Origin of the sequence: Lacibacter cauensis (genome assembly GCF_007830055.1) — a bacterium.
Classification (GTDB): domain Bacteria; phylum Bacteroidota; class Bacteroidia; order Chitinophagales; family Chitinophagaceae; genus Lacibacter; species Lacibacter cauensis.
On record NZ_VLLE01000002.1, the window covers coordinates 1,059,257 to 1,083,869 of the forward strand.

15 protein-coding genes and 1 tRNA gene are annotated in these 24,613 nt (G+C 40.9%); 5 read left to right on the forward strand and 11 right to left on the reverse strand.

Going from position 1 to position 24,613, the window contains the following annotated elements; genetic code table 11:
• Positions 1–128 precede the first annotated feature (128 nt).
• Both IQ13_RS04320 and IQ13_RS04325 read left to right on the forward strand, forming a co-directional pair.
• Positions 129–2,903 (forward strand): TonB-dependent receptor, encoded by a 2,775-nt coding sequence (locus IQ13_RS04320; protein WP_144884816.1) that lies wholly within the window; start codon positions 129–131, stop codon positions 2,901–2,903.
• A 19-nt stretch (positions 2,904–2,922) separates the two neighbouring features.
• Positions 2,923–3,663, forward strand: a complete 741-nt coding sequence (locus IQ13_RS04325) for a GLPGLI family protein (RefSeq protein WP_144884817.1) — start codon at positions 2,923–2,925, stop codon at positions 3,661–3,663.
• A gap of 65 nt (positions 3,664–3,728) precedes the next feature.
• Here IQ13_RS04325 and IQ13_RS04330 read toward each other — a convergent pair whose 3' ends face one another.
• The 6 genes from IQ13_RS04330 to IQ13_RS04355 form a co-directional block, all read right to left on the reverse strand.
• A complete protein-coding gene (locus tag IQ13_RS04330; RefSeq protein WP_144884818.1) occupies positions 3,729–4,166 on the reverse strand; it encodes a DUF805 domain-containing protein in 438 nt (145 codons plus the stop codon).
• 45 nt (positions 4,167–4,211) lie between these two features.
• Positions 4,212–4,739 carry an RBBP9/YdeN family alpha/beta hydrolase gene (locus IQ13_RS04335; RefSeq protein ID WP_144884819.1) on the reverse strand — a complete coding sequence of 176 codons (528 nt, stop codon included), beginning with the start codon at positions 4,737–4,739 and terminating at the stop codon, positions 4,212–4,214.
• A gap of 46 nt (positions 4,740–4,785) precedes the next feature.
• Complete coding sequence (locus IQ13_RS04340) at positions 4,786–6,642, reverse strand: glycoside hydrolase family 13 protein (protein WP_144884820.1); 1,857 nt, start codon at positions 6,640–6,642, stop codon at positions 4,786–4,788.
• A gap of 39 nt (positions 6,643–6,681) precedes the next feature.
• Positions 6,682–8,007 (reverse strand): MFS transporter, encoded by a 1,326-nt coding sequence (locus tag IQ13_RS04345; RefSeq protein WP_144884821.1) that lies wholly within the window; start codon positions 8,005–8,007, stop codon positions 6,682–6,684.
• A gap of 82 nt (positions 8,008–8,089) precedes the next feature.
• On the reverse strand, positions 8,090–9,376 hold the full coding sequence (locus tag IQ13_RS04350) for a glucose-1-phosphate adenylyltransferase (protein WP_144884822.1): 1,287 nt from the start codon (positions 9,374–9,376) through the stop codon (positions 8,090–8,092).
• Positions 9,377–9,414: 38 nt separating this feature from the next.
• Positions 9,415–10,830, reverse strand: coding sequence for a glycogen synthase (locus IQ13_RS04355; protein ID WP_144884823.1), 1,416 nt, complete (start codon positions 10,828–10,830; stop codon positions 9,415–9,417).
• 132 nt (positions 10,831–10,962) lie between these two features.
• Here IQ13_RS04355 and IQ13_RS04360 point away from each other — a divergent pair, with 132 nt between their 5' ends.
• Positions 10,963–12,414 carry an MFS transporter gene (locus tag IQ13_RS04360; protein ID WP_144884824.1) on the forward strand — a complete coding sequence of 484 codons (1,452 nt, stop codon included), beginning with the start codon at positions 10,963–10,965 and terminating at the stop codon, positions 12,412–12,414.
• 50 nt (positions 12,415–12,464) lie between these two features.
• Complete coding sequence (locus tag IQ13_RS04365) at positions 12,465–13,430, forward strand: ROK family protein (protein WP_199758164.1); 966 nt, start codon at positions 12,465–12,467, stop codon at positions 13,428–13,430.
• A 51-nt stretch (positions 13,431–13,481) separates the two neighbouring features.
• Here IQ13_RS04365 and IQ13_RS04370 read toward each other — a convergent pair whose 3' ends face one another.
• The 3 genes from IQ13_RS04370 to IQ13_RS04380 all read right to left on the reverse strand — a co-directional run bounded on the left by IQ13_RS04370 (position 13,482) and on the right by IQ13_RS04380 (position 17,591).
• Positions 13,482–14,507, reverse strand: a complete 1,026-nt coding sequence (locus IQ13_RS04370; RefSeq protein WP_144884826.1) for a mandelate racemase/muconate lactonizing enzyme family protein — start codon at positions 14,505–14,507, stop codon at positions 13,482–13,484.
• A gap of 135 nt (positions 14,508–14,642) precedes the next feature.
• Entirely contained in the window at positions 14,643–17,333 is a 2,691-nt protein-coding gene (locus tag IQ13_RS04375; protein ID WP_144884827.1) for a 4-alpha-glucanotransferase, read from the reverse strand.
• Between the two features lie 171 nt (positions 17,334–17,504).
• Positions 17,505–17,591 (reverse strand) — tRNA-Ser (locus IQ13_RS04380).
• Between the two features lie 1,485 nt (positions 17,592–19,076).
• On the opposite strand from IQ13_RS04380, the gene IQ13_RS04385 reads away from it, so the two are divergent.
• The gene (locus IQ13_RS04385) at positions 19,077–19,391 is read left to right on the forward strand and encodes an integrase core domain-containing protein (RefSeq protein WP_144884828.1); all 315 of its coding nucleotides are present in this window, start codon (positions 19,077–19,079) and stop codon (positions 19,389–19,391) included.
• A gap of 7 nt (positions 19,392–19,398) precedes the next feature.
• Here the strand turns inward: IQ13_RS04385 and IQ13_RS04390 are convergent, their stop codons facing one another.
• A complete protein-coding gene (locus IQ13_RS04390; protein WP_144884829.1) occupies positions 19,399–19,839 on the reverse strand; it encodes a toxin-antitoxin system YwqK family antitoxin in 441 nt (146 codons plus the stop codon).
• A gap of 434 nt (positions 19,840–20,273) precedes the next feature.
• Entirely contained in the window at positions 20,274–24,602 is a 4,329-nt protein-coding gene (locus IQ13_RS04395; RefSeq protein WP_144884830.1) for an RHS repeat domain-containing protein, read from the reverse strand.
• Between the last annotated feature and the right edge of the window lie 11 nt (positions 24,603–24,613).

The following is a 24,613-nucleotide window of genomic DNA, read 5'->3' on the forward strand; positions in this document are numbered from 1 at the left end:
AACAAATACACATATATAAAAAAACTATTGCCGTTTGTATGGAAATATACCACTTTAACATCTTTCAAGGAAAAACTCTAGGAAAAACATTTTAATATCGCAACCACTTATCATCATCAACTAAAACCATGATGTCACCAAAACAACTACTTCTGCTTATTTGCAGCACCTTCATTGCATTGCAATCCTTTAGTCAATCCGGTAAAATTTCTGGCAGCATTACAGACACGAGCTCAGGTAAGAAGCTGAGTATGGCTGTGGTAAGTCTTATCCGCACAAAGGATTCTACCCTTTCCAAATTTACCCGCACAAACGAACAGGGCAGTTTTGAACTAAGCAATTTAACAGCAGGCTCCTACATTTTTATGGTGAGCTACCCGGGCTATGCTGAATACGTAGATGAACTTACAATTACTGCGGGGAGTGATGTACAAAAGAACATCACCATTATTCCACGAAGCAAGTTGCTGGAAGAAATCATCATTCAGCAAAAAGTAGCAGCAATAAGAATCAAAGGCGATACAACAGAATACAAAGCAGATAGTTTTAAAGTGGGGCCTAACGCAAGTGCACAGGAATTGTTGAAACGACTACCAGGCCTGCAGGTGAATGCTAAGGGAGAAATTACAGCACAGGGACAGAAAGTAGAAAAGATATTGGTTGATGGTGAAGAGTTTTTCAGCGACGATCCTGCTGTGGTGGCACAAAACCTGCGTGCAGATGTAGTTGATAAAGTACAGGTGTTTGATAAGAAGAGTGAGCAGGCAGAGTTTACCGGTGTTGATGACGGACAGAAAACCAAAACCATTAACCTGGAGTTGAAAGAAGATAAGAAGAAAGGTTACTTTGGTAAAATTGAAGCAGGAAGCGATTTTGATAAGTACCGCAATGGTAAAGCAATGATCAACTCCTTTAAGAAAAAACAGAAGATTGCGGCTTACGTTACACACAACAACACAACCTTTGAAGGGTTGAACTGGAACGAGCAACGCAACTTCGGCAGCAGCAGTAATACCAACATGGAAATAACCGATGATGGGGGCATGATGATGTGGGTTGGAGGTGATGATTTCAGCAGCGGGCAAGGTTTACCTACTTCAACTACCGGAGGTATTTCTTACTTAAACAAATGGAACAAAGACAAAAATACATTTAGCGGAAGCTACCAATTTAACGACCAGCAGGTGAAAGGACTTAACAGCAGCTTTACGAAAACTTTACTGGATAAAGATTCAAGCTTCAGCAACACTACCACTGAATTTTTCAACAGCAGCCGCCGGCGCAGTAAGCTCAATGCAAACTACGATTGGCAAATTGACTCCAGTGCAACGCTGAAGTTTAAAGCAAGTGGTTCGTTGGTAAACAACAGCAAAATGAGCGAATATACCGGAGAGTCTTATACAGACGACAATCTGCCGATTAACAATACCAACCGCACCACAACCACTGTTGGTGAAAACAAAGACTTTACTTCGGAATTAAGTTTCCGTAAGCGTTTAAAAAAGGCAGGACGTACTATCAGCTATACCGGCAACTTCAGTAACAACGCAAGAGTTGGAGAAGGCTTCCTGTTTTCCGAAAATAACTTTTACGACAAAGCCGGGCAGTTCCTACGCCAACAGGATATCGATCAGAAGAAAACGAACAACGAAAATCAACAAACATTCCAAAACAGCTTGGTGTATACAGAACCACTGTCGAAAAAATGGAATCTTGAGTTGACATATCGTAATAACTTCAGCCAGAATGACGCAAAACGAAATACACTGGAAAAACCTATAAGCAATGATAAGTACACGGAAATTGTAGATACTTTAAGTAACCATTTTCTGTTTAAAACAACCGATCATACCGGTGGTGTTTCATTTCGCTTTGCAGGTAAAAAAATTACTACTTCATTTGGTACAGCTCTTGGCCGAACCCAATTTAATCTGGATGAGTTAAACAAAGGCACAAACCGCAACATAGCTTTTATAAACTTGTTGCCCAGAGCCAGTTTCCGTTTTGCACCAAAAAAGCAACGCAGTTTAACATTGCGTTACAATGGATCAACACAAAATCCTACCCTGCAGCAAATTAATCCTATCATCGACAATAACGACCCATTGAATATTACAATTGGAAACGACAAACTCAAACAGGCTTTTCGTCATAATTTTTCGTTTAGCATGAATGATTATAAGATAATTAAGAGTAAGAACCTGTATGTAGATGCAAGTTTTTCATTTGTAAATAACGCCATCAGCAACGCAAGCGCTATCGATTCAATTGGCCGCCGCATTAATCAAACCATCAACGTAAACGGTAACTATAATGGCTATATGTGGGGCAGGTATGGTTTCGAAATTTTCAAGGGAATCAATTTTAACATCAGCACCAACTCTAATATCAGCCGCTTTGTAAATCGTGTAAACAATCAAACGAATGTCAGCGACAACTATTCAGCCGGTTTTGGTTTCGGCATCAGTCGCTGGAGCGACAAGTGGATCAGCTTCAGTGTTAATTTGCAGCCTACGTACAATTATTCAAAATCATCGATCAATAAATCCCGTGAAATAAAGTACTGGAGTATGAACACCTACCCTTACGTATCGATGCGTTTCAAAAAGCAGAAATTATATTTCGATCTGGAAAGCAATGTTTCGCTCTACCAGAAAACCGAAACATTTGCCAACCAGCGGAACATCTTCTTTGTAACAACATCACTGCGCCGCACATTTACAAAGTCAGATGCCTTTGAAGCAAAGATCACTGTTAACGATCTGTTCAATCAAAATCTTGGAGTACAACGTAACATCAGCAGTAACTTTATTTCTGAAAACACATTCCAGAACATCCGCCGCTTCTGGCTGCTTACGTTTACCTGGAACTTTACTAAAAACGGTAAACCATCAGAATTTTAAACCCTATTCAAACATATACATGAAATATCTTTTTTTTATTCTCGCATTCATTAGCTGCAGTATACTGCATGCACAGGTTAAATTTATTGGCAGCGGACGTATTGAATTTGAAAAACGATCTAACCAGTTTGCTTTTTTTGAAGGAGAAAGTGATGATAATATTTGGGTTGCAGAAATGAAAAAAAACTATCCCAAGATGGTTAGCGAAACGTATGTAATGGAATTTAACGAAGAGAAAAGCATGTACAAACTCCTGAAAGAAGATCCGGCAGGTAAATATGTTTGGGGACGTAAGCCAAGTGAAAATGATGTTACAATAAAAGATGTTCGCCTTGGGCAAATTTCGTTGCAACGTGATATTTTTGAACAAACCTATCTTGTAAAAGACAGCATCCGCAATTATCAATGGCGCATAACCAACGAAACAAGAACCATTGCCGGTTTTGAATGCCGTAAAGCCGTAACCATCATTTGCGATTCCGTTTATATTGTTGCGTTCTATACAGATGAAATTACAGTTAGCAGCGGACCTGAAAGTTTTGGCGGCTTGCCCGGCATGATACTGGGCCTTGCAGTACCCCGTTTACAAATGACCTGGTTTGCTACAAAAGTTGAATTAAAAGAACCAGCAGCCACAACCCTTGCACCAAAACAAAAAGGAAAAACCGTAACATGGAATACGTATGAAAAAGATTTGAGTAAGGCCATGAGCGATTGGGGAAAAGAAGGGGCAAAAATTTTATGGGCAAGTTTGCTATAGCCTACAACCACACATAAAAAAAGACAGAACCTTGTTCTGTCTTTTTACTTATACAACAATTCCGTTTATTGTCCTGTAAATTCCAGTTCTGGCATACCCGGATTTTTTGGATCCTCACCATAATCATTTACAAAACGATTCCCATCAGTAAATAACCATACCAGCATAAGGATTGGACCGACGATTGGTATTAAATAGATCAGGATATACCATCCGCTTTTGTTTAAATCGTGCAAACGACGAACTAAAACTGCAAGGCTTGGAATAAACATTGCCAAGCCAAACAAACCAAACAGCCCCATGCCTAAAATTCCTACTGACTCAGAGTCGTTTAACAAGCCGCCAATAGAAAAAGCATAAAGAGGAATGTAGATGATAAAATTCACGAGTACAAAATTCCAGTACTCCGCTCTGCGGGCACGGCCACTGAAATTGGCGTAGTTTTTAAATACTACTTTTTTCCACCAGTCGAATAAGTTGTAATTAGATTCATGTTTCTCCATGTTGAAGTTGATTTTGGTTAAGGTTTAGTTTTCAACTAAAATAATCTATTCAAACCTATTCAACAAAGTAATTCCCTGCTCCCATTTACCAAAACCCGCAGCTGCATTAATGTGTCCGGCGTCACCAATATCAACCAGTTCGCTTCCCCATTGCTCTGCAAAAAATGCAGCCCGTTGAAAAGATACCCATTCATCATTTCTACTTGCCACAACCACTGTTTTAAATGAAAATTTTCGCAGCGGTATCGGTGTAAAGCCTGTTGCAGGAAAGGTATACACCGGACTTTCAATATCGCTGGGCGCTACCAACAAAGCACCTTTAATGGTTTTACCAAATTGCACAAACCAATGCGCAATTGCAGTGCAGCCAAGACTATGACCAATGAGTACAACTGTAGCTAAATCGTAACCGTTTAAAGCTGCATCAATTTTAGCAATCCAATCGCCGCAATCGGGTGCATCCCATTCGGTTTGCTCAATGCGTTTACAGTTGTTGAGCGTTTGTTCGAAGTATGTTTGCCAATGATCGGGACCAGAGTTGCCGAGACCGGGCACAATAAAATAATGCGTCATAACTACGAAAAGATAATTCAACTGTTCTCCAAAACAGCAGCAAACTTTATTTCAACTCCAACACAAGGTTTGATACAGGCATCAACTGCAATTCTTTTTCCAGCTTGAACTCCACACCCGCTGCTACATCCACAGCCGAACTAAAGCCTTTGATACGTTCAGTAAAACGAGTGAGATCAATTGTTTTTGGTTCTGCGTTCGTATTCATCACACACATTACCGTTTGCTTCGCATCGTAACGGAAATACACATATACACCATCTGCCGGTAAAAACTGCATGAGCTTACCGGTTTTAATAGCCGATGACGTTTTGCGGAAATTAGCCAGACGTTTGATGTAATTAAAAATTTTGTTTTCTTTTTCTGTGCGTCCTGCAGCTGTAAACTTATTGTCCTTATCTCCTTCCCAGCCACCGGGAAAATCCTGGCGCACATAACCATCATTGGGCGATGTGAATCCTGTCATCAGAATTTCATTGCCATAATACATTTGCGGAATACCACGGAAGGTAAGCATCCATGCAAATGCCATTTTATATTTCGAAGTATCTTCTCCCACAACAGAATAAAAACGAGGAAGATCATGATTGTCTAAAAAGATCACCTGGCGCATCGGATCTTTGTATACATAATCCTGCGCAGCGGTAGTATAAAGTTTGTTCACGCCATCTGTCCAGCCAAACTTATCGTTACAGGCAGGCTGAATACCGTAGAACAACAGTTGAAAATCGGTTGTTGCCTGTAGGTTACTCTTATAAGGAATATTGTATTTGTTCTCGCAAAAGAAACTTTGATTGGGCACACCATGCACCCATGTTTCACCAAAGATGCTGATGCGAGGATACTCATCGTACAACGCTTTGTTGCACTTGTTCATAAATACAAGATCGTTGTACGCATACGTATCAATACGCCATCCATCAATGCCAAATTGCTCTACTGTCCATATGGCATGCTGTATTAAAAAGTTTTGTACAAACGGATTACTTTGATCCCAATCAGGCATCGAAGGTACAAACCAACCATCGCTCATGATCTTTTTATCAATAGCGGCGGCATAAGGATCAAACAAAGCCTGGTCTTTATAATTGGTTTGTGTGAACTTTGGCCAGCGATGAAACCAGGTACTGTCGGGCTGATCTTTAAACAAGATATGTTCGATGCCTACGTGATTATACACTGCATCCTGGATGATCTTGATCCCTTTTGCATGTGCAGCATTGATTAAGTTGCGATAGGCTTCATTACCTCCTAATCTGCGATCAACTTTGTAATGATTGGTAAATGCATAACCATGTTCCGTACGCTCCGGCATATCGTTTTCAATAATGGGATTCAACCACAATGCAGTTACACCAAGATCGGTGAAATAATCAAGATGATTTTGTATTCCTTTTAAATCGCCACCATGACGATTGAACACGGTATCTCTGCGTAATGTTTGATCGAGCATGCCCGGCACACGATCGTTCGATGGATCGCCATTGCTGAAACGGTCGGGCATGATGAGATACATCAGATCGGATGAAGTTGCTCCGTTTGCATAAGCTGTACCATTGCCTTTGCGACGGGGCACCAGGTCGAATTCAAAATTCGACTGCTTGCCTGCAGCATTTTTAGAACGGATACCAATCGTGCCGGGCTTGGCAACAGGCGCAATCGTTATATCAAGAATAACATAGTTCCTGTTGCTGAAACGGTTTACTTTCGTTAATGTAACACCGGGATAACGAATGGAAAAATCGGAATGCTTACCCACATCGTTACCACGTATCATCAACTGAATTTTATTGTACTTCATACCCACCCACCAGTTGGAAGGATAGAGTTCGTAACTGTTTTGTGCAAACGAAAAAGTTACTGCTGTTAACAGTAACTGAAGAAGAAACAATCTTTTCCGCATAATTGAAAATCTTAAAGAGTCAACAGAAGAAATTACAAACTAAAGCCGTTGCCGTTGTTCCTTTACAAAAAGGAAACAGATCGTTGCAGCCAATATCATCAATCCGCCACCTATTTGTACTGCCAGCAATCGATCGTTGTTTAATACATTACGCATTAACCAGCCAAAGCCAAGCGATGCAATAATTTCGGGCAATACAATAAAGAAGTTGAAGATGCCCATGTAAATACCCACCTTTTCTTTGGGCAACGAACCACTCAGCATAGCATAAGGCATGCTTAAAATACTTGCCCATGCTACACCAACACCCGTCATGCTTACATACAACAGGTATTTATTTTGTACCCATGCCACACTAATTAAACCAATGGCACCGGCCAGTAAACAAAGTGAATGTGTAAGTTTTCGTCCTAACTTATCGGCAATAAGCGGCAGCACCAATGCAAACAAAAAGGTTACAACACTGTAGTACGAAAGTGTTAAGCTGCCGAAATCGGCACCTTCTGCATAAACAGGATCGCTTGCATCTTTTCCGCCAAAGACATTTACCGCTACTGCAGTTGTATAATAAAACCACATTAAAAATAAACCGGGCCATGTGAAAAACTGCACCAGCGAAACAATCTGCATCCGCTTCGGCATATTACGCAAAGCATGTAAAATTTCATTTACCCCCGTTGCAATACCACCTTTCTTTTCTTCATCTTTTTGGATGCCCAACTCTTCGGGCGAATATTCACGTGTAGTAAACACGGTGTACAAAACGGATGCAAGGAAAAAGAAGGCACCCAGATAAAACGACCATTGCACATTTTGCGGTATGCCACCAATGGCAGCAGTGTTTTCCAGTTTGAAAATATTCCGCATAATCCATGGCAAAGCAGAAGCGATGCTGCCGCCCAAACCAATCATTAAACTCTGCATGATAAAGCCACGGTTCACCTGCGAATCGGGCAATTTATCTGTTACAAATGCACGGAAGGGCTCCATGGATACATTACCAAATACATCCAGTACCCACAACAAACCGGCAGCCATCCACAATGCACTACTGTGCGGCATGGCGATTAATGCAAGAGAGCTTAAAATAGCACCGATCATAAAATAAGGACGACGACGCCCCCATTTCGGATGCCAGGTATGATCGCTCAAATAACCAATGATGGGCTGCACCAGCAAACCCGTTAACGGAGCCGCAAGAAAAAGGATGGGAACTTCGTCGGGGTTGGCGCCAAGATTTTCGTAAATACGTCCCATGTTGGCACGCTGCAAATCCCAGCCAAACTGGATACCAAAAAAGCCAACGCTCATATTGATGATTTCCACAATACTGAGCTTTGGCTTTGAAACAGAAAGATTCTGCATAACAATCATTCATCTTCCGTCCCGGACAGAAGATTTGTTTAGGTTCATAATCAATAGTTGAAAAACTTTCCGGGAAGAAAGCTTAAATCACAAATCCATCGGGTAAAATAGCGCCCTTCTTCACCACCACAATACCATCTTTAACAGTGTACAGCGAATGATCTGTATTGGGCAAATGATGACCGCCATTAATGCGCACATCGTTACCAATGCGGCAGTTTTTATCGATGATTGTGTTCTTAATGTAACAACGTTCGCCTATACCAATTTTCGGTATTCCTCTATCAGCAGCATGTTTCATTTCTTCGAGTGTTTCAAAATAATCACCCCCCATAATGTAACTGCTTACAACAGTTGTACCATGACCTATTCGTGTACGAATACCAATAACACTGTTCTCTACCCTGCTTGCAAGGATGATGGAACCTTCTGCAATAATTGTCTTTTCTAATGTAGTACCGCTGATTTTAGCAGGCGGCAACATGCGTGCACGTGTGAATACGGGCTTGGTGTTATCAAACAAATTGAAATCCGGAATCTCTTGCGTTAATGCAAGGTTGGCTTCAAAGAAAGAATAGATATTTCCGATATCTGTCCAGTAACCATCGTACTGGTAGCTTGCCACTTTGTATTTTTCAATTGAAGCAGGCATGATTTCTTTACCAAAATCGGTCGCATCTTTATACTCATTCTGCAACTGATCAATCAGTAACCGCTTATTGAAAATATAAATACCCATTGATGCGAGATAGATGCGGCCCATGCCACGCATTTCATCGCCGGTATCGCTCACCCAATCGCCCAACACTTCTTTCTTCGGCTTTTCAATAAATGAAGTGATCATACCGTTTTCATCCGATTTCAAAATACCAAACTCCGGTGCTTCACGCTCTGCAACAGGAATAGTTGCGATGCTGATGTCGGCACCACGTGCAACATGATCTTCGATCATTTGCTGAAAATCCATTTGATACAACTGATCACCTGAAAGAATCAATACATACTCTGCATCATGCTGCTCAACATGTCGCAAACACTGGCGCACCGCATCGGCAGTACCTTGGTACCACCCGGGATTATCAGGTGTTTGTTCTGCAGCAAGAATATCTACAAATGCACTACTGAACATGCTGAAGTGATACGTGTTCTTGATGTGTTTGTTTAACGATGCAGAATTAAACTGTGTTAATACAAACATGCGGTTGATGCCCGAGTTGATACAGTTGGAAATAGGGATATCAACCAATCGGTACTTGCCTGCAATTGGAACCGCAGGTTTACTACGGCTTGCAGTAAGAGGATATAAACGTGTACCGGCGCCACCTCCAAGAATGACAGCCAGGGTGCTTTTTGCTGCAGATTTACTCATAACAGTAATTTAAAAAGTGTAAGGGTCTTGTTCTAAAATTATCGCAAACTTTGATACAAAGCAAGATATTGTTGCACGCTTGTTTCCCAACTGAAATCAAGCTGCATCATTTGTGCTCTTGCTTTTGTGAATAAAGATTTATCGCTGTACAAATCGCATGCACGCCAAACAGCATTGCATACATCGCCAACACTGGCGTTATTAAACACAATGCCGTAACCATTTTCTTCGCCAATATCTTTTACAGTATCACGCAAACCACCTGTGTTACGTACCAGCGGCACTGTACCATAACGCATCGAATACATCTGGTTTAAGCCGCAAGGCTCAACCCTGCTGGGCATTAACAGAAAATCGGCACCGGCATACATCAGGTGACTAAGACCTTCGTTATAACCAATATAACAACTGTAATCGTTTTGGCTAAGTGGCATCATGCCGTTTAATCTTGCTTCTACTTCGGGCTCACCACTACCAAGAATTAAGAAATTCATTCTGCGGCCAATGTAATAAAACGAATCGCCAATAACATTTGGCAACAGATCGGCTGCTTTTTCACCAACCAATCTTCCAATAAAAACAAATAAAGGTTTGTTTACATCGAGTCCAAATGTTTCGCAGAGTTGTGCTTTATTTTTTGCTTTGCCTTCTTCAACCGTGGCCAGCGAGTAATCGTGTTTGATATAGGTATCGGTTTCAGGATTCCATACCTGTGTATCAATTCCGTTTAATATTCCAACACACTTTCCTTTCTCATACTCAAACAAAGCTTCTAAACCATTGCTCATGTACTTCAGCTCATCGAGATAGCTGTTGCTTACAGTTGTTACTTTACTTGCACACTTAATTGCACTTGCCAGAGGATTGATACTGTTGCCCCACTCCAGCATACCACGTTTCCACTCATCGTACGGGGGAAGAAGTGTACTCTGTTCCCAAGTCATCCAGCCTTGATATTGTGCATTGTGAATGGTAAGTACGGTTGGTATTGATGCCAGTTGATTGTACCGGTAACAATACTGCAACATAAATGGTATTAAGCCTGCATGATAATCGTGCACGTGCACTACATCAGGCTTAAATTGCCAGGAAGCGATCCAGTCTACAACACAAACCTGAAACGCAGTGAAGCGTTGTACATCATCATCGTAGCCGTAGATTTTCTCCCTGTCGAGCAAACCATTCACATCTACGAGGTACAATCCAAACCCAAGCTTATTTGTTTTTTCTTTAATGATGGTATAATCGAAAAAATAATCACCAATGTTCGTATACCCTTTATGAACTACGTCAAAATCGTTGTTGTACAAAAATTTAGTACGGTACATCGGCATTACCACCTTTGCCTGGTGACCGGCATCCTGCTGATATTTAGGTAAAGCGCCCACTACATCACCCAAGCCTCCGGCTTTCGCCACAGGGTAACATTCGGCACTAACATGAAGTATTTCCATTGGCAAGAATTTGTAACTGTTTGATGACCTGAATATAGGAAGGACTTTGACTGTTACCAAAAATGAATAAATAATTTTTCGCAAAGCGATATCTTGCATACTTTCAAGCTTTCAACAACAACTATTTGATTTATGTCTCAGCAAACAAAATGGTCACAATTTGGTGTGCTCATCTCCGTATTCTTTTTCTGGGGATTTGTAGCAGCATCCAACGACATCCTCATCCCCGTTTTTAAAGAAAAACTTCATCTTGAACAATGGCAATCGCAAATGGTTTCGTTTGCATTTTATGTTGCCTACACTGTTGGTTCTATCATTTACTTCGCCGTATCGAAAGCCGTTGGCGGCGATATTTTAAATAAGATTGGTTATAAAAACGGCATTTCATTAGGCCTCGTTATTTCTGCATTAGGTACGCTGTTGTTTTATCCCGCAGCACAAAATGCATCGTTTGGCTTAATGATTACCGGTTTATTTATTGTAGGTTTAGGCTTCTCGCTTCAACAAACTGCAGCAAACCCGTTGGCGATTGTAATGGGCGACCCGAAAACAGGATCGCAACGTTTAAGTATGGCGGGTGGCATCAACAATTTTGGTACAACCATTGGCCCGTTGATTGTAAGTTTTGCCATTTTTGGTTCAGTTGGCGCAGCTTCAAGTGTTGCAAGTATTGAAAGCATTAAAACACCTTATTTGATTTTAGGTGCAGCCTTTTTAATTGCTGCTGTAATATTCAGAATGTCTTCCGTACCCAACAAGATCGATCTTGATGCAGTTGCAGAAACGGAAGCAGAAGACACAACGAAAGTAGCGCACAGAAAAAGTGTTTTGCAATATCCCCAGCTTGTGTTGGGCATGATTGGCATTTTCGTTTACGTAGGTGTTGAAGTATCTACGGCATCGAACCTGCCGGAATTTATGAAACAACATCTCAATACGCCTACCGAGCAAATTGCACCTTATGTTTCGTTGTTCTGGGCCAGCTTAATGATTGGCCGCTGGACATCTGCTACCGGTGCATTTGGCGTTAGCAAAAGTGCTGCACAGATACTCCGTTTCTTAATGCCATACATTGCCTTTGGCGTATTCCTGCTGGTAAATGCTATTGCACAACACGATCTTTCGCACTTTTACATTTATGCAGTTGTAATTGTGTTTATGATTATTGGTGATATGCTCAGTAAAGGCAGCCCTGCCCGTTTATTACTCATCTATTCGCTCATGGGCATTACAGCGTTATTTATTGGTATGCTGGCCGATGGTATGGTGAGTGTATACGCATTCATTAGTGTAGGATTATTCTGCAGCACCTTGTGGCCTTGTATTTTCACACTTGCCATTGCAGGTTTGGGTAAACACACGAACGAAGGCGCAAGCTTTTTGATCATGATGATCATGGGTGGCGGCATTGTAAGTCTTGTGCAAGGCATTGTTGCATCCGATGCAATACTCGGTATTCAATGGTCTTACCTCGTAGGTGTGGCTTGCTTTGCTTACCTTGCGTTCTATGCCATCAAAGCCAAATCGATCCTGAAAGCTCAGGGTATTGATTACGACAAGCTCGAAGGCAGCGGCGGACATTAATAACAACTCTTGACTATTGTATTAACTGTATAGAATAAATAATCCTAATTATGACAAAAGACTATGCAGTAGGCATAGATATCGGCGGAACGAATACCAAATTTGGTATTGTTGATCGGAAGGGAAACATCCTTGAGCAAGGCCGTATGCGTACTGACACACATGAGAATGCAGAAGATTTTATTTCCGAGCTGTATGTACATCTTTCGAAGCTGATTACCTCCCATGGTGGTAATGAAAAATTTAAAGGCATTGGTGTTGGTGCGCCAAACGGCAACTACTACACCGGCAACATTGAATATGCTCCAAACCTGAAGTGGAAAGGCATTATTCCGATGGCCGAATTGATTGAGAAAAAATTCGGCATCCCTACAAAGCTTACCAACGATGCCAATGCAGCAGCAATGGGCGAAATGATGTATGGTGTTGCAAAAGGATTAAAACACTTTATTACCATTACACTTGGCACCGGTGTCGGCAGCGGTATTGTTATTGATGGCAAAATTGTGGTTGGTCACGATGGGTTTGCTGGTGAACTGGGCCACGTTATTGTGAAGCCGGGCGGACGTTTACACAAAGGAACGGGCATGCGGGGTTCATTAGAATCGTATGCATCGGCAACCGGTGTTCGGGAAACGGCTATTGAGTTTCTTACTAACGAACCAGATACGCCGAGTTTACTGCGTAATTATTCCATTGATGATCTTACCAGCGAAACGGTGTACAACTGTGCTATACAAGGCGATATTATAGCGAATAAGATTTTTGAATTTACAGGCGAAGTGTTGGGCGAAGCATTGGCCAACTTTGTGATGTTTTCTTCACCGGAAGCGATTGTATTGTTTGGCGGTTTAACCAAAGCCGGCGATTTGATACTAAAGCCAACGGTACGTGCAATGGAAGCAAACCTGTTACCTATTTTCCAGAACAAAGTGAAAGTGATCTTCAGCGATCTGAAAGAAGCTGATGCCGCTATTCTTGGCGCCAGTGCTTTGGTTTGGGAAAGTGAACATTAAATGGTACGTAACAAAACATAAAAAAGGTCAGGTTTTCAACCTGACCTTTTTTTATTCGAACAACGTTGTTTCAATTCCTAATCCGGGTTTATCACTCACGGTTACTTTTCCATAATCGTAGGCAAGCCCTGTTGCAATATCTTCTGCAAGTAACAACGGACCATCCATATCAACATAATCAACCAATGGAGCCAGATGAGCAATGGCAGCAGAACCAATGGTTGATTCGTTCATACAACCAACCATGATCTTCATATCCAAAGTTCTTGCTTTATCAATCATTCTTCGGGCAGGTGTTATGCCGCTGCACTTTGTAAGTTTGATGTTGATGCCGTGAAAATGATCCTTGCATTTTTCTACATCCTGTTCGTACACACAACTTTCATCGGCAATCAAAGGCAAAGGCGATTCATTGTACAACCGTTTCATTCCTTCCCTATTATCTTTTGCCAATGGTTGTTCAATCAGCTCCACGCCCAGCTCTTTCAGCACAGGAATTTTTTGCTGCGCTTCCTCCAAAGTCCAGCCTGCGTTGGCATCCACACGAAACACTGCATCGGTATGTTTACGCAATGCTTCTACCATTGCAATATCGCCCGGCACACCTACTTTAATTTTATAAATGGGCCAGGGTTTTTCCTGCATCTTCTCCACCATCTTTTCGATTGTATCAATACCAATGGTGTAATCACAAACGGGAGCTTTGCTGCAATCGAGATTCCACAATTTGTACAACGGCGCATTGCGTATTTTGCCAAACATATCCCAACTCGCAATATCCAATGCGCAAACCAGAAAATGATTCTGCGGAAATAAATGATGGAGATAATGCCAGTAACGTTCGGGATCGGTGTACGCAAACTTTTCTACAAATATTTTTTTGCGCTCCAGATCTTCCAGCATCTTCTCTACCGGAATATTGTAGTAGGCAATTGCAGGTGCTTCGCCATAACCTTTCCTTCCTAAGTATTCCAATTCAACAACCAATGCAGGTTGATGTGTTTTTGTTCCTTTTGAAATGGTAAACGGATAGCGGAACGGCAAGTTTGTTTGTTGATAGCGAACTTTTAACGGCATCTCTTTTTAAGGTTTAAGGTAAAGGACACAAGGTTAAAGGAAAAGCAAAAGGTTCAAGGCTCAAGAATGAAAATCCAAACCCCAAAAACAAAATTTAAGGCACAAGAAACCATAAACCAGTAAGCATAAATAACTCTATGCTCTACCACTTGCATCAATATACCCTTTCAATTCCTCGTTAAACACTTCTTCGTTTATTAATTGTTCGAGCGAAAGGTGCATGCGGTAACGCCAGTAATGTTTTGGATTGGCCGGCACATTAATGCGTTCCTCATTCGGATTTTCTCTGCGCAGTACACCATTCATACCCAGCAGTTCCTGTACCTGGAAAATACTCCACATAGCAGGCGAATAAAGATGTTGTGTAATGATGCTGCGAACAATCCATGGCTCGCAATAGAACGGCGCTTCACCTGTTTGCCCCAACTCGTGTGTATAGAACTTTTGTGTTTGTGTACGGTCTTCCTCCCACCAGCCACGAATAGTACTCATGTCGTGTGTGCTTGGTGTAACCACACTTAAATACGGTGCATCTTTCGGATGGAAGAATTGTTTGGCCGGATCTTTTGGCATACGTTGAATTTCCAGGCTCAACATCCCCATCTGCTTCATAACATCGGGCACACAATCGGGCACCATACCCAAATCTTCGCCACACACCAACATATTGGTGCTCCGTTTAAGCGATGGCAGTTTGGCCATTGCTTCTTTACGCCAGAAATCATCCTGCCGGCGATAGAAATAATTTACATAGAGTTCATCCAATTTGCGGCGTGTTTCTTCATCGAGATAACGGAACGATGAAGTTGAACTTACGCTGATGCGGAAATGAAACTGCTGCGACTGACTTCCTTCCACTTCAAACAAAATCACATTGCTGATGCAATCGTACAAACCATGTTTGATGCGATCGTTCTGTACATTCTGCTCAAGTGCTGCAAAATGCGCTTCTACTTTTCGTTGTGTATTAAACTCTTCTTTTAATTCAAACTGTCCGTTACCAATATGATTGAGATAAGGCTTCAGAATTTCTGTATCGCCACTCATTATCTCACGCAACACTTCGTCGTTGATAAACGGACGGCACAAACGCTGGTAATCGAACCACAAACCACGCTGTCCGAATTCGTTGATGTGTACCGGTTGTGCAGGAACAAAATAACCGAGTATCCCTTCAACTGCATCCATTGGAATACTCCAGATGCGGAAGAAACCAAGTATATGATCGATACGGAATGCATCGAAATAATTACTCATTTGCTCAAAACGCTGACGCCACCATTTAAACCCATCATCAGCCATGCGTTGCCAGTTATACGTTGGGAAGCCCCAGTTCTGGCCTTTCACCGCAAAATCATCAGGAGGCGCACCTGCCTGCATACGCATGTTGTACAACTCCGGTTCAACCCATGCGTCACAACTGTTACGGTAAATGCCAATGGGAATATCGCCTTTTACCACTATACCGTTTTTGTGTGCGTAGGTTGTTGCATCTAACAACTGCAGATGCAGATGGTATTGAATGAAGTAATACAATCCGATTTCATCGTAATGCTTATGCATTGGTGCAACAAATTCCTGTATGGCGTGCTCGTTGTAAACACTATGCGTTTTCCATTTCGTGAAATCAGGTGTTTTGTATTTATCACGCAAATAACTGAACGCAGCGTAAGGCACCAGCCAATGACGGTTCAGTTCAAAGAACTGGAAAAAGTCTGCATCTTCATGCAAAGCTTTCTTTTGCTCATGGTATAACTCTTTTGCTGCAGCCCATTTCACTTTCATGACTGCTTCATAATCTATTTCGGGCAACGCATTCAGTTCGGTTTGCTTTTTCTTTAATGACTTAATAACCGGGTGATTTGCTTTTGCAGCAACCATTTCCAGGTTAAGAAAAACAGGATGTAATGCAAACGCAGAAATGGCGGCATAAGGATAAGAATCCTGCCAGGTATGCGTTGCAGTTGTATCGTTAATGGGCAAAATTTGTATAAGCTTCATTCCTACTTTCTTCGCCCAGTCAACCAACAGCTTCATATCGCTGAACTCACCTACACCCATACTTTTTTGAGAACGTAAACTAAACACCGGAATGGCAACACCGGCACCTTTCCAGTTATCGGCTGGCAGTTGTGCAAACCCATCGTGCAGGATGGTTATTTTCTTTTTGCCATAGCTATCGTACAAAATGCGGTTGTTGCCACTTTCAAATTGTACAAAGCTTTTGGTTTTGGTATTGAATACACCATACTTATAAGCAACCGGAAAACTTTCGTTCGAAAAATCAATGCGGGCAGTCCACCAGTTATCTTCTCTGTGCATCAGCAGCGGTTCTTCTGTACTCCACTTGCCGAGTGTTTCGTTACTGCCTGCTAGAAACAACACTTCATCTGCTTTTAACAACGGCGCTTTTACTTTAAAAAAATGCGTGATGCCTTTATACGTTTTTGTCTTGCTTTCCTTATGCTTCGGCAGCAATACTTCCTGGAAAGGCTGTGTATAAAAAGCGTTCTCAATTTCGCCGGCATGGTTCCAGGTGTCGATGAGTGTCAGTTCATCAACCTGCAGTTTCATAAATTCAACCACACGATCGTTACCCCACTCTCTGATTTCTTCGCCGTTTTCGTTTTTAAGAATATAGCTGTATTGCAGGTCGTTTTCAAACTCTTTACCCAGTTCAATAGTCACTGTCCAAAATTCATCGGTAAGATATTGCATGGGGAGCGCAGCAGACAAATCGTTATTTCCTAAAGCATCGCAATTACCCGTAAGAAAAAGGCTTTGGCCATACTGCGTAAAGAAACGCAGATAGAATTGAATCTTCATAATCAACAATTGGCTGGAAAAATACTGAAAATAAGAGGTTGAACGTTGCTTTGGCCTATAAAAAACCGGGATGTTGTAAAAACATTTCTGCCGCTATCGTTTGCATTCAATGAAAAGACGCATTACACATTGCCGAAATGCGCTGCTGATTATAAGCAAGACAAGAAGAAGCGGAGGGAAAGGGATTCGAACCCTTGGTACAGTTGCCCGCACAACGGTTTTCGAGACCGCCCCATTCAACCGCTCTGGCATCCCTCCGTACATGCAAAAGTAAAAACAGTTTTACTTCATTCTAAAAACAAAAAACCAGCCACGAAACGAAGCTGGTTGGCGGAGAGAGAGGGATTCGAACCTTTCTCCTACTCCTTTTATTTCCAATAAATTAAAAAGCCGCTTTTTTAACAACTCACCGAATTACTCACCTATTTACTTTGCTAGTAAGATCTCAACTACTATACTAAAGATAAGTAAATGTTCTAGATTTCTATTTCAACACTAAAGTAGCGCACATCATTGAGCAACCCTTTCATTTTCAACTTAAGTTTGGCTGGCCAAATAACAACCAGGTATTTTGGCTAAGTGGATTAAGTTTATGTGTGTAACTTCTTAAACTATTTGTGATGAAAGAAAATGCAAAGAATGAAATACATACAATCCTAATTCTATCCTTATAAACCGGAGCTTTATTAGAAATGGACCCGTAAAATCATACAGAGAGAAATAAATAATATGTAAAGGCAAAAAGTTCAATAATCCCAATATGATACTGTAAATCGTCAGCATAAAGTAGACTAAACAGGTTTAACTTTAAGAGAACGTTTCCAATATTAATTTTCAAAAAATAGTAACATGGAAAAGACAGTTAAACAGTCTACAGTAACCTTCATAAAGGATATCCACTGTAAAATACCCAGGATATTTTCTTCAGAACAAAAGATCATGAAAGTGATGGAGGCACAGTGGGAGAATCTTCCGTTGCAGAGATTTGTCGTAAGCACTCAATTGCTCCGAGTGTGTTTACAAATGGAATAAAGACTTTATGGAAGCTGGTAAAAAAGACCGGCCGGTGATGCAGTCAGAGAAGCAACCAGCGATGAAGTGGCCGATACGCGTAAAGAAAATCAACGTCTAAAAGAATTGGTTGCAGACTTAATACTGCGGTATACAATTGTAAAAAAAGCTTGGAAATGTTGGACTGAACGAAAACTACCAGAAACACATGCGATTAACAGCAGCAGAAAGCGGGAAATCATCTGGCAAGTTGAAGGATCTGATCTTTGGATAAACCGAACACTTCATCAGCCTGGTATTCCGAAAAGCACTTTTACAAATGGTTAGGGGCTTACGCAGCGAAAGGAATTCTTGGCATAGAATATAAAAACTCAGGAAGCCATCAGCAATGAAATACAATACTGAAGGTAGAAAGGACCTGGTTTTTCAATTACACTGGAGTTAAGTGAACTCTCAGCAAGGAAACTGTCTCGCATGCAATGTGATGAGCAAAAGGTTTTTATATCTGAGTCAGGCGTCTGCTGCATCTTAAAAGCAAAAGGCTTTATCACTTCTACAGCTCCTATGTTGTTATCAGCAGGAAATGAGTTTGTTAAGCAAACACTGTTTGTGCATGCGTTGTGGCAAACTGATTTTACGTAATGCGGAATACTTGGCTGGGGCTGGTACTACCTGAGTACTATTCTTAATGATTACTGTCGCTATATCGTTCATTGAGAGCTGTGTAATACAATGAAAGCAGAAGATATGTACTCAACCATCAGACATGCACTAAAAAAGGCAAAGTTGAGCAAAGGACGGCGACCTGTCTTATTAAGCGATAACGGAGCCTGTTATGTATCCGGTGAGCTGAAAGATTATTTGTCAGCAGTAAAAACAAAATCAATACACGGTAAAGTGGCACATCCGCAAACGCAGGGAAAAATCGAACGCTATCATCGTTCCATGAAGAATGTCGTTAATCTGGATAACTATTATCATCCGGAACAACTGAAAGAGGCAATCGCTGAATTTGTGGACTATTACAACAACCAGCCTACATTATGACCCACACTCAATTACACAATAATTTAAGAATTTGTTCATTATTTTGCGGATCAATTAATTTTTCATTTCCATTGCAGTAAATCGTCATTTTGTTAATTTTTCCTCCTTCATATAGTAAAGAGATTCCTGTTTCCTTATTTTCTAAAAAAAAGCCAGTAAATGTTATATTACCCAAAGTGTCGAAAAATTGCATTGGGCCATATTTACTCCCCTTTTTATAAAAACCAGATGCTCGTATTTTACCATTCTCCCACTGATTTGTTATCCTTAAAAAGGAAGTGTCTTTCTTATTTTTGTAAACGTAGGAAGAGATTTTGCCAAATCGATTTTTTACACTATCAAAAAGAATATAGTCTTGATCGTTAAAAGACATTTCGGAAACAACTTTTTGCTTCGTATTACAACCCACTATAACCAATGTTACAAAAAAAAATAAATTAAATTTCATGCTATTGTATTTACTTGTAAAGGGACTCAACATCAAAATAGCAATTGTGTTTGTCTCTGTAATGTACAATAATTTCGTTCCGCTGTTTTAGTAATATTTCAAGTGTGAAAGAATCAATTTTAATGGGCTGACTTTGCAAAATATCATCACCTAACCGGGTTGTCAGGTACGTCTGTATTATGAGGTTCCGACTTTGGTGCTCCTGTCCGGTAGTCATTATCCAAAAAGCAGCATTCGGCCTTTCTCCATTATTTATATCCTCGTAATAATCAGATTTTACTACCCTTATAGCTGATGTCTTAACTCTTATTTTTTTCCAATTTAAATAATCAATCAATTCTTTTTCTTTTCTGTTTCCAAGTAACGTTTTTACATAATAGAACAGAAATGGGACAAGGAATATTGAACCTATAAGAAGCCAAGCTATCATTTCCTTATTTTACATTAATAAATTGGTATCCTTTGGACGAAAATAATACAAAATAATTATATTTTACTCCATCAACAACTGGATAGGTATCCACGAAGGCAAAAGATTTGAATTTTAATTTGGAAATTTGCACTCCGCCGTTTTTATGAATTTCAAGAGCTTCTTCAAGATTAACATAAGTACCAGCTAAGCCTAACGAACCGTGATTTGTTTCTATGGATCGAATAAGTGGACCTAAATGAGAAATTTTATGTGAATTGACAGCCTGCCTTACCCCCTGAATAAATTGTTGCCCATCCATATCCTCAGAAATATTAAGAATAACGATGTCTGAGCCTGTGAAAGGGTCCCACATCGTTCCATCCACCCCATCTTTTCTACCAGTTGCGTGTCCTGCCAAGCCTACAACATCCGTGTCAAGTACAAAAGACAAAACTGGTATTGTTTTGTGCATAGAAGTTCGAATCGGTTCTTGTCGATATAAAGAAAGATGTTGTTGCTCAGGATGTCTTGCAAGATAGTCATCAAATCGCTTCTTGTCCCATATCAATGCTTCATGTGCTGGATCTTGCCATGGAAAATCAAATTGCATTTTTAACTTTGTTTGTATGTTGACTTGGAGCGGCTTATTAGATTTTTTTGGGGAAAAGGCCGTAAATATCGTAGATCCATTTTCAACTGTAGTTACAAGATAGCTTCCTTTAAGTGATCCTCTACTAACAGTTCCTCCATGTTTTTTAGCATACTCTCTTGCTTTTTTTTCACAATCTATACATCCTCCAGTCGGATCAACATTATTAACGGGATCATTTCCCATTCCAACATACGGACTCCAGAACTCCCCTTCAGGATCCACACTTAACCAGCGGGCAATCCTAGAGTCGTACATTCGTAGTTCGAAGGCATTCCAACCTGTTTCTTTATCTTCTTCTGCGAACCCGCCCTGATAACCATATCTGTAATCATTGGTACCGGCTCTGCGTATTACAAACCCAAACGGATAATAATCGCTGTACATTCTTGTTTCCAGAGTACTGCCATTACGGGCTACAACGGCTCGTACATTGCCGAGCTGATCTTGTAGTTCATAAGCTGTAATATTACTTGGTCGGTAATAGACTCCTTCTCTTCCCCTTCCATAGATCGGCTGCTCCTGTAGAGATAAAAAGGTCCAGAACATACCGCTTTTTGACTGTGAATAAATAGCGGCTTCATTGCCAGCAGCATCAGACAGGTAAAATGTCTTATTAATTGGTTGGTAAGTGCTACTGTTATAAATTGTCTTGCTTATACGTTGTCCTCTCTCATTGTATTCGAAGCTCACGACTGCCTGTGTAAAAGCAGCATCTGCATAAACACCTACGATCTTTCCTGTTACATCGTATTTGATATGTCGTGTCACACCACCTGCATCCGCTCCGCTTCCCGGAGTTTCCTGGATAAGCTGACCATCATCATCATAGCTGTAAGTGGCATAAGTGCCTGTGGGGCCAGTTGATGCGCTTTCGGTGATACTTTGCAGTTTATTCGTATTGGCGATATAATTATACTGGAACTTATCGGTTTCCTGACCCATGTTACCTGTTCGCTGCAGGTACTGAATATTCCCGTTACGGTCGTAGGCCGGAGTATTGTTTCCGGGTTGCATCACTCTCTCCTTGAACAGGTTGGTGGATGTAAAGCTTGCCGGATTTGAGGTCCCATTATTAAAGCTCAGCGTATTGCCCCAAGTACTCTCAGTAAACTGATATTTATCATCGTACGTAAAAATATAACTGGTCGGGTCGTTCATACCGGATACTGAAGCCGGCTTTTGGCTGAACCAGGTCATGGCCTTTACCTGACCTGTAAACAGATCGGAAGCAGTACCAGAGGGAACATTTAATTGTTTGATAGGGACGATACCACTCCTGTTATTGTTATAATCTCCGTTATAATAATCAAGCGTCATCCCAAAAGCATCTGCAAACACACCGTTGCCATTACCATCCTGGCCAGGATCATGAACAGGATTATTCTGTGCATTGTTGATTGCTTTAATCTGTCCTCCAAGTGTATAGGTGTAATCAATCCCCTGAAGGTTGTTGTTTAAGATCTTTCGTTTTAATGGCCCATGGAGGTAATACTGGTAAGTGGCCTGCAAAGTTGCAGTTCCGATATTATCTGTTATGTTAGTACTGATTGTCAATAGACGACCTGCATCGTTATAGGTATAATAGTGCACAAAAGTTTCACCGCTGTTGTCTTTTTCATAAATCACCTTGATTAACCTATTATCCAGGTCATAAGTGTAATCAATAGTTTTATTTCCGACTCCATCAATTCCCTGGATCATCCAGAGCACATTCCCTTCCTCATCATAGTTATACCAAGTGCGGCTGATACGGCTAGCAGCAGCATAATTATTATTTAACACCGCATCCCGTAACTTCTCAGTATAACTCACCGCATTACGTAAAAAATATTCATTCTGCACATAGCTGCCCAATCCATGACTGTTATCAGCTACATCATACTTTGTAATAACAACATCATGTTTAATACCGTTGACTAACCCTCCTGTTTGATCAGTACTCGCAAGAATGGATTTCATGGAACTACTAACAGACATATCACTAGTAAAGGTAATACCAGTCGAAAGATCGGGTTGGTACTCACCGCTTTCAATAACACGCCCCCATTGATCATAATTCGTATAAGAATAACGCCCCGTTTTCCATTGCTCTGCACTCTGGCTAAACCTGAGTTTTCCGTCTCTACGGTATACGACTTCACCTTTACGCTGTATATCTGCATCCTTTGCATTAACCAGTTGTCCTTGTTCATTGTATTCATAAAGACTAATAAAAGGAACTGTGATTTTGGTATAACCGTTCAAACCATTTTGTATTAACATCTTTACACCCTCTGGTGCTATCGTTGCCACTTTCTGCCCTAACTGATTATAAAAATAATAACTCAGATCAGTATAGGTATTGCTGTAACTGACTGTAACTGGATCTCCTATGGCCACCAATTTGTAATAACCTGCTGCTAATATATTGCCACTGGTAAAACTTACTAACTCTTCATCATTACCCATATTATACAACTGGTACGCACCCCCAGTTATTGTTACAACCCCAGCACTGAATAACTTAAATAAATAAACATCAGCAATATCATGCGTAATAGGTTCTGCTGAACATTGCAAACAGGATACTGTAGTAGCACCGCTGACTGTGCTATTTGTATTAACCGTAAAAAACTCATTTGATTCTATTTTATAGTAAGACCGGATAAGATTATTGCCACCCACGCCGCTTGCAGGTCCGGTATAACTAAGCGTAAAATTAACTCCGTCACCGCTGGTATACACTTTTACTGTGCCGCCTGTAATTGCATAACCCGGCAATGCCGAAGAGTTTTCAAAAAAACCATTGAAGATATAACGATATTGCGCCCAGTTCCCTAATACTTTTATATTGGATACAGTTAAATTACCTGAGCCACTCGCGCCTGGTCTACCAGTTACTAAACTCTTACCATCAGAATCTACTATAACAACACCCTCACGACCATTTGCGTCACGATTGATAACTTGTACTCCATATTTGTTAGCATAATTAGGCATCTCTCCTAATTCAGCTGTGGTAAAATATTGATTTCTGACTTGCAAATAATGCTGGAGTTCATTCTGTATTCCAGTAGTATAACTGGTGACAATTCGTCCTAGTCCCATTCGCAATTGATCACCCGGTCCTGCAATTTCTTTAGCAGCACCTGTTCCATCACGATAAAAAGTTTGCCGGGAATATGGATAGGAGGTCGTTGGTGTGTAAGGCTCCCAGTTATTATTAGTACTGTAATACCACCCCAACGTTCCGGATTGAGTACCCACTGCATCCGGTACTTTTGTTTTATCCGATTCCACACTCCCGCTATTGAACCGATCAAAGTTCTTATAATTATAAGTGGTTCCACTGCTACTACTCACAAAAGTACTGGTGTATTTGAACTCTCCTGCATTAATTGGAGCAGGCATAGTCTGCGCTGCTGGTCGGCCAAATACGTCATACAATGGTTGACTGGCAAAAACATGAGTTACGACCTGACCATTGCTTAATTTATATTTAACCTTACTCTGAGTTTGTAAGACTTTACCGTTTTGATCAAAAAAGCTCTTCCCATCATTTACCACATTATTAGTGATCCGGCTGTACGCCTTTAAACGGATCCAGTTTATATTTAGATCTGCACTGCCCGTCTGATCGGCAGGAACCGGGACCTGGGCATGACTGATCTTGGTAGTTAACAGCAAACAAACAAGTAAACGCAGAAACAGTGATTGCATATAAGTTCGTT

Coding starts and splice junctions, on each gene's coding strand:
- IQ13_RS04340 (WP_144884820.1), bottom strand. CDS start 6,642: ATGCGGAAAAGATTGTTTCTTCTTCAGTTACTGTTAACAGCAGTAACT.
- IQ13_RS04320 (WP_144884816.1), top strand. CDS start 129: ATGATGTCACCAAAACAACTACTTCTGCTTATTTGCAGCACCTTCATT.
- IQ13_RS04345 (WP_144884821.1), bottom strand. CDS start 8,007: ATGCAGAATCTTTCTGTTTCAAAGCCAAAGCTCAGTATTGTGGAAATC.
- IQ13_RS04390 (WP_144884829.1), bottom strand. CDS start 19,839: ATGAAATTTAATTTATTTTTTTTTGTAACATTGGTTATAGTGGGTTGT.
- IQ13_RS04385 (WP_144884828.1), top strand. CDS start 19,077: ATGAAAGCAGAAGATATGTACTCAACCATCAGACATGCACTAAAAAAG.
- IQ13_RS04365 (WP_199758164.1), top strand. CDS start 12,465: ATGACAAAAGACTATGCAGTAGGCATAGATATCGGCGGAACGAATACC.
- IQ13_RS04350 (WP_144884822.1), bottom strand. CDS start 9,376: ATGAGTAAATCTGCAGCAAAAAGCACCCTGGCTGTCATTCTTGGAGGT.
- IQ13_RS04395 (WP_144884830.1), bottom strand. CDS start 24,602: ATGCAATCACTGTTTCTGCGTTTACTTGTTTGTTTGCTGTTAACTACC.
- IQ13_RS04355 (WP_144884823.1), bottom strand. CDS start 10,830: ATGGAAATACTTCATGTTAGTGCCGAATGTTACCCTGTGGCGAAAGCC.
- IQ13_RS04330 (WP_144884818.1), bottom strand. CDS start 4,166: ATGGAGAAACATGAATCTAATTACAACTTATTCGACTGGTGGAAAAAA.
- IQ13_RS04370 (WP_144884826.1), bottom strand. CDS start 14,507: ATGCCGTTAAAAGTTCGCTATCAACAAACAAACTTGCCGTTCCGCTAT.
- IQ13_RS04325 (WP_144884817.1), top strand. CDS start 2,923: ATGAAATATCTTTTTTTTATTCTCGCATTCATTAGCTGCAGTATACTG.
- IQ13_RS04335 (WP_144884819.1), bottom strand. CDS start 4,739: ATGACGCATTATTTTATTGTGCCCGGTCTCGGCAACTCTGGTCCCGAT.
- IQ13_RS04360 (WP_144884824.1), top strand. CDS start 10,963: ATGTCTCAGCAAACAAAATGGTCACAATTTGGTGTGCTCATCTCCGTA.
- IQ13_RS04375 (WP_144884827.1), bottom strand. CDS start 17,333: ATGAAGATTCAATTCTATCTGCGTTTCTTTACGCAGTATGGCCAAAGC.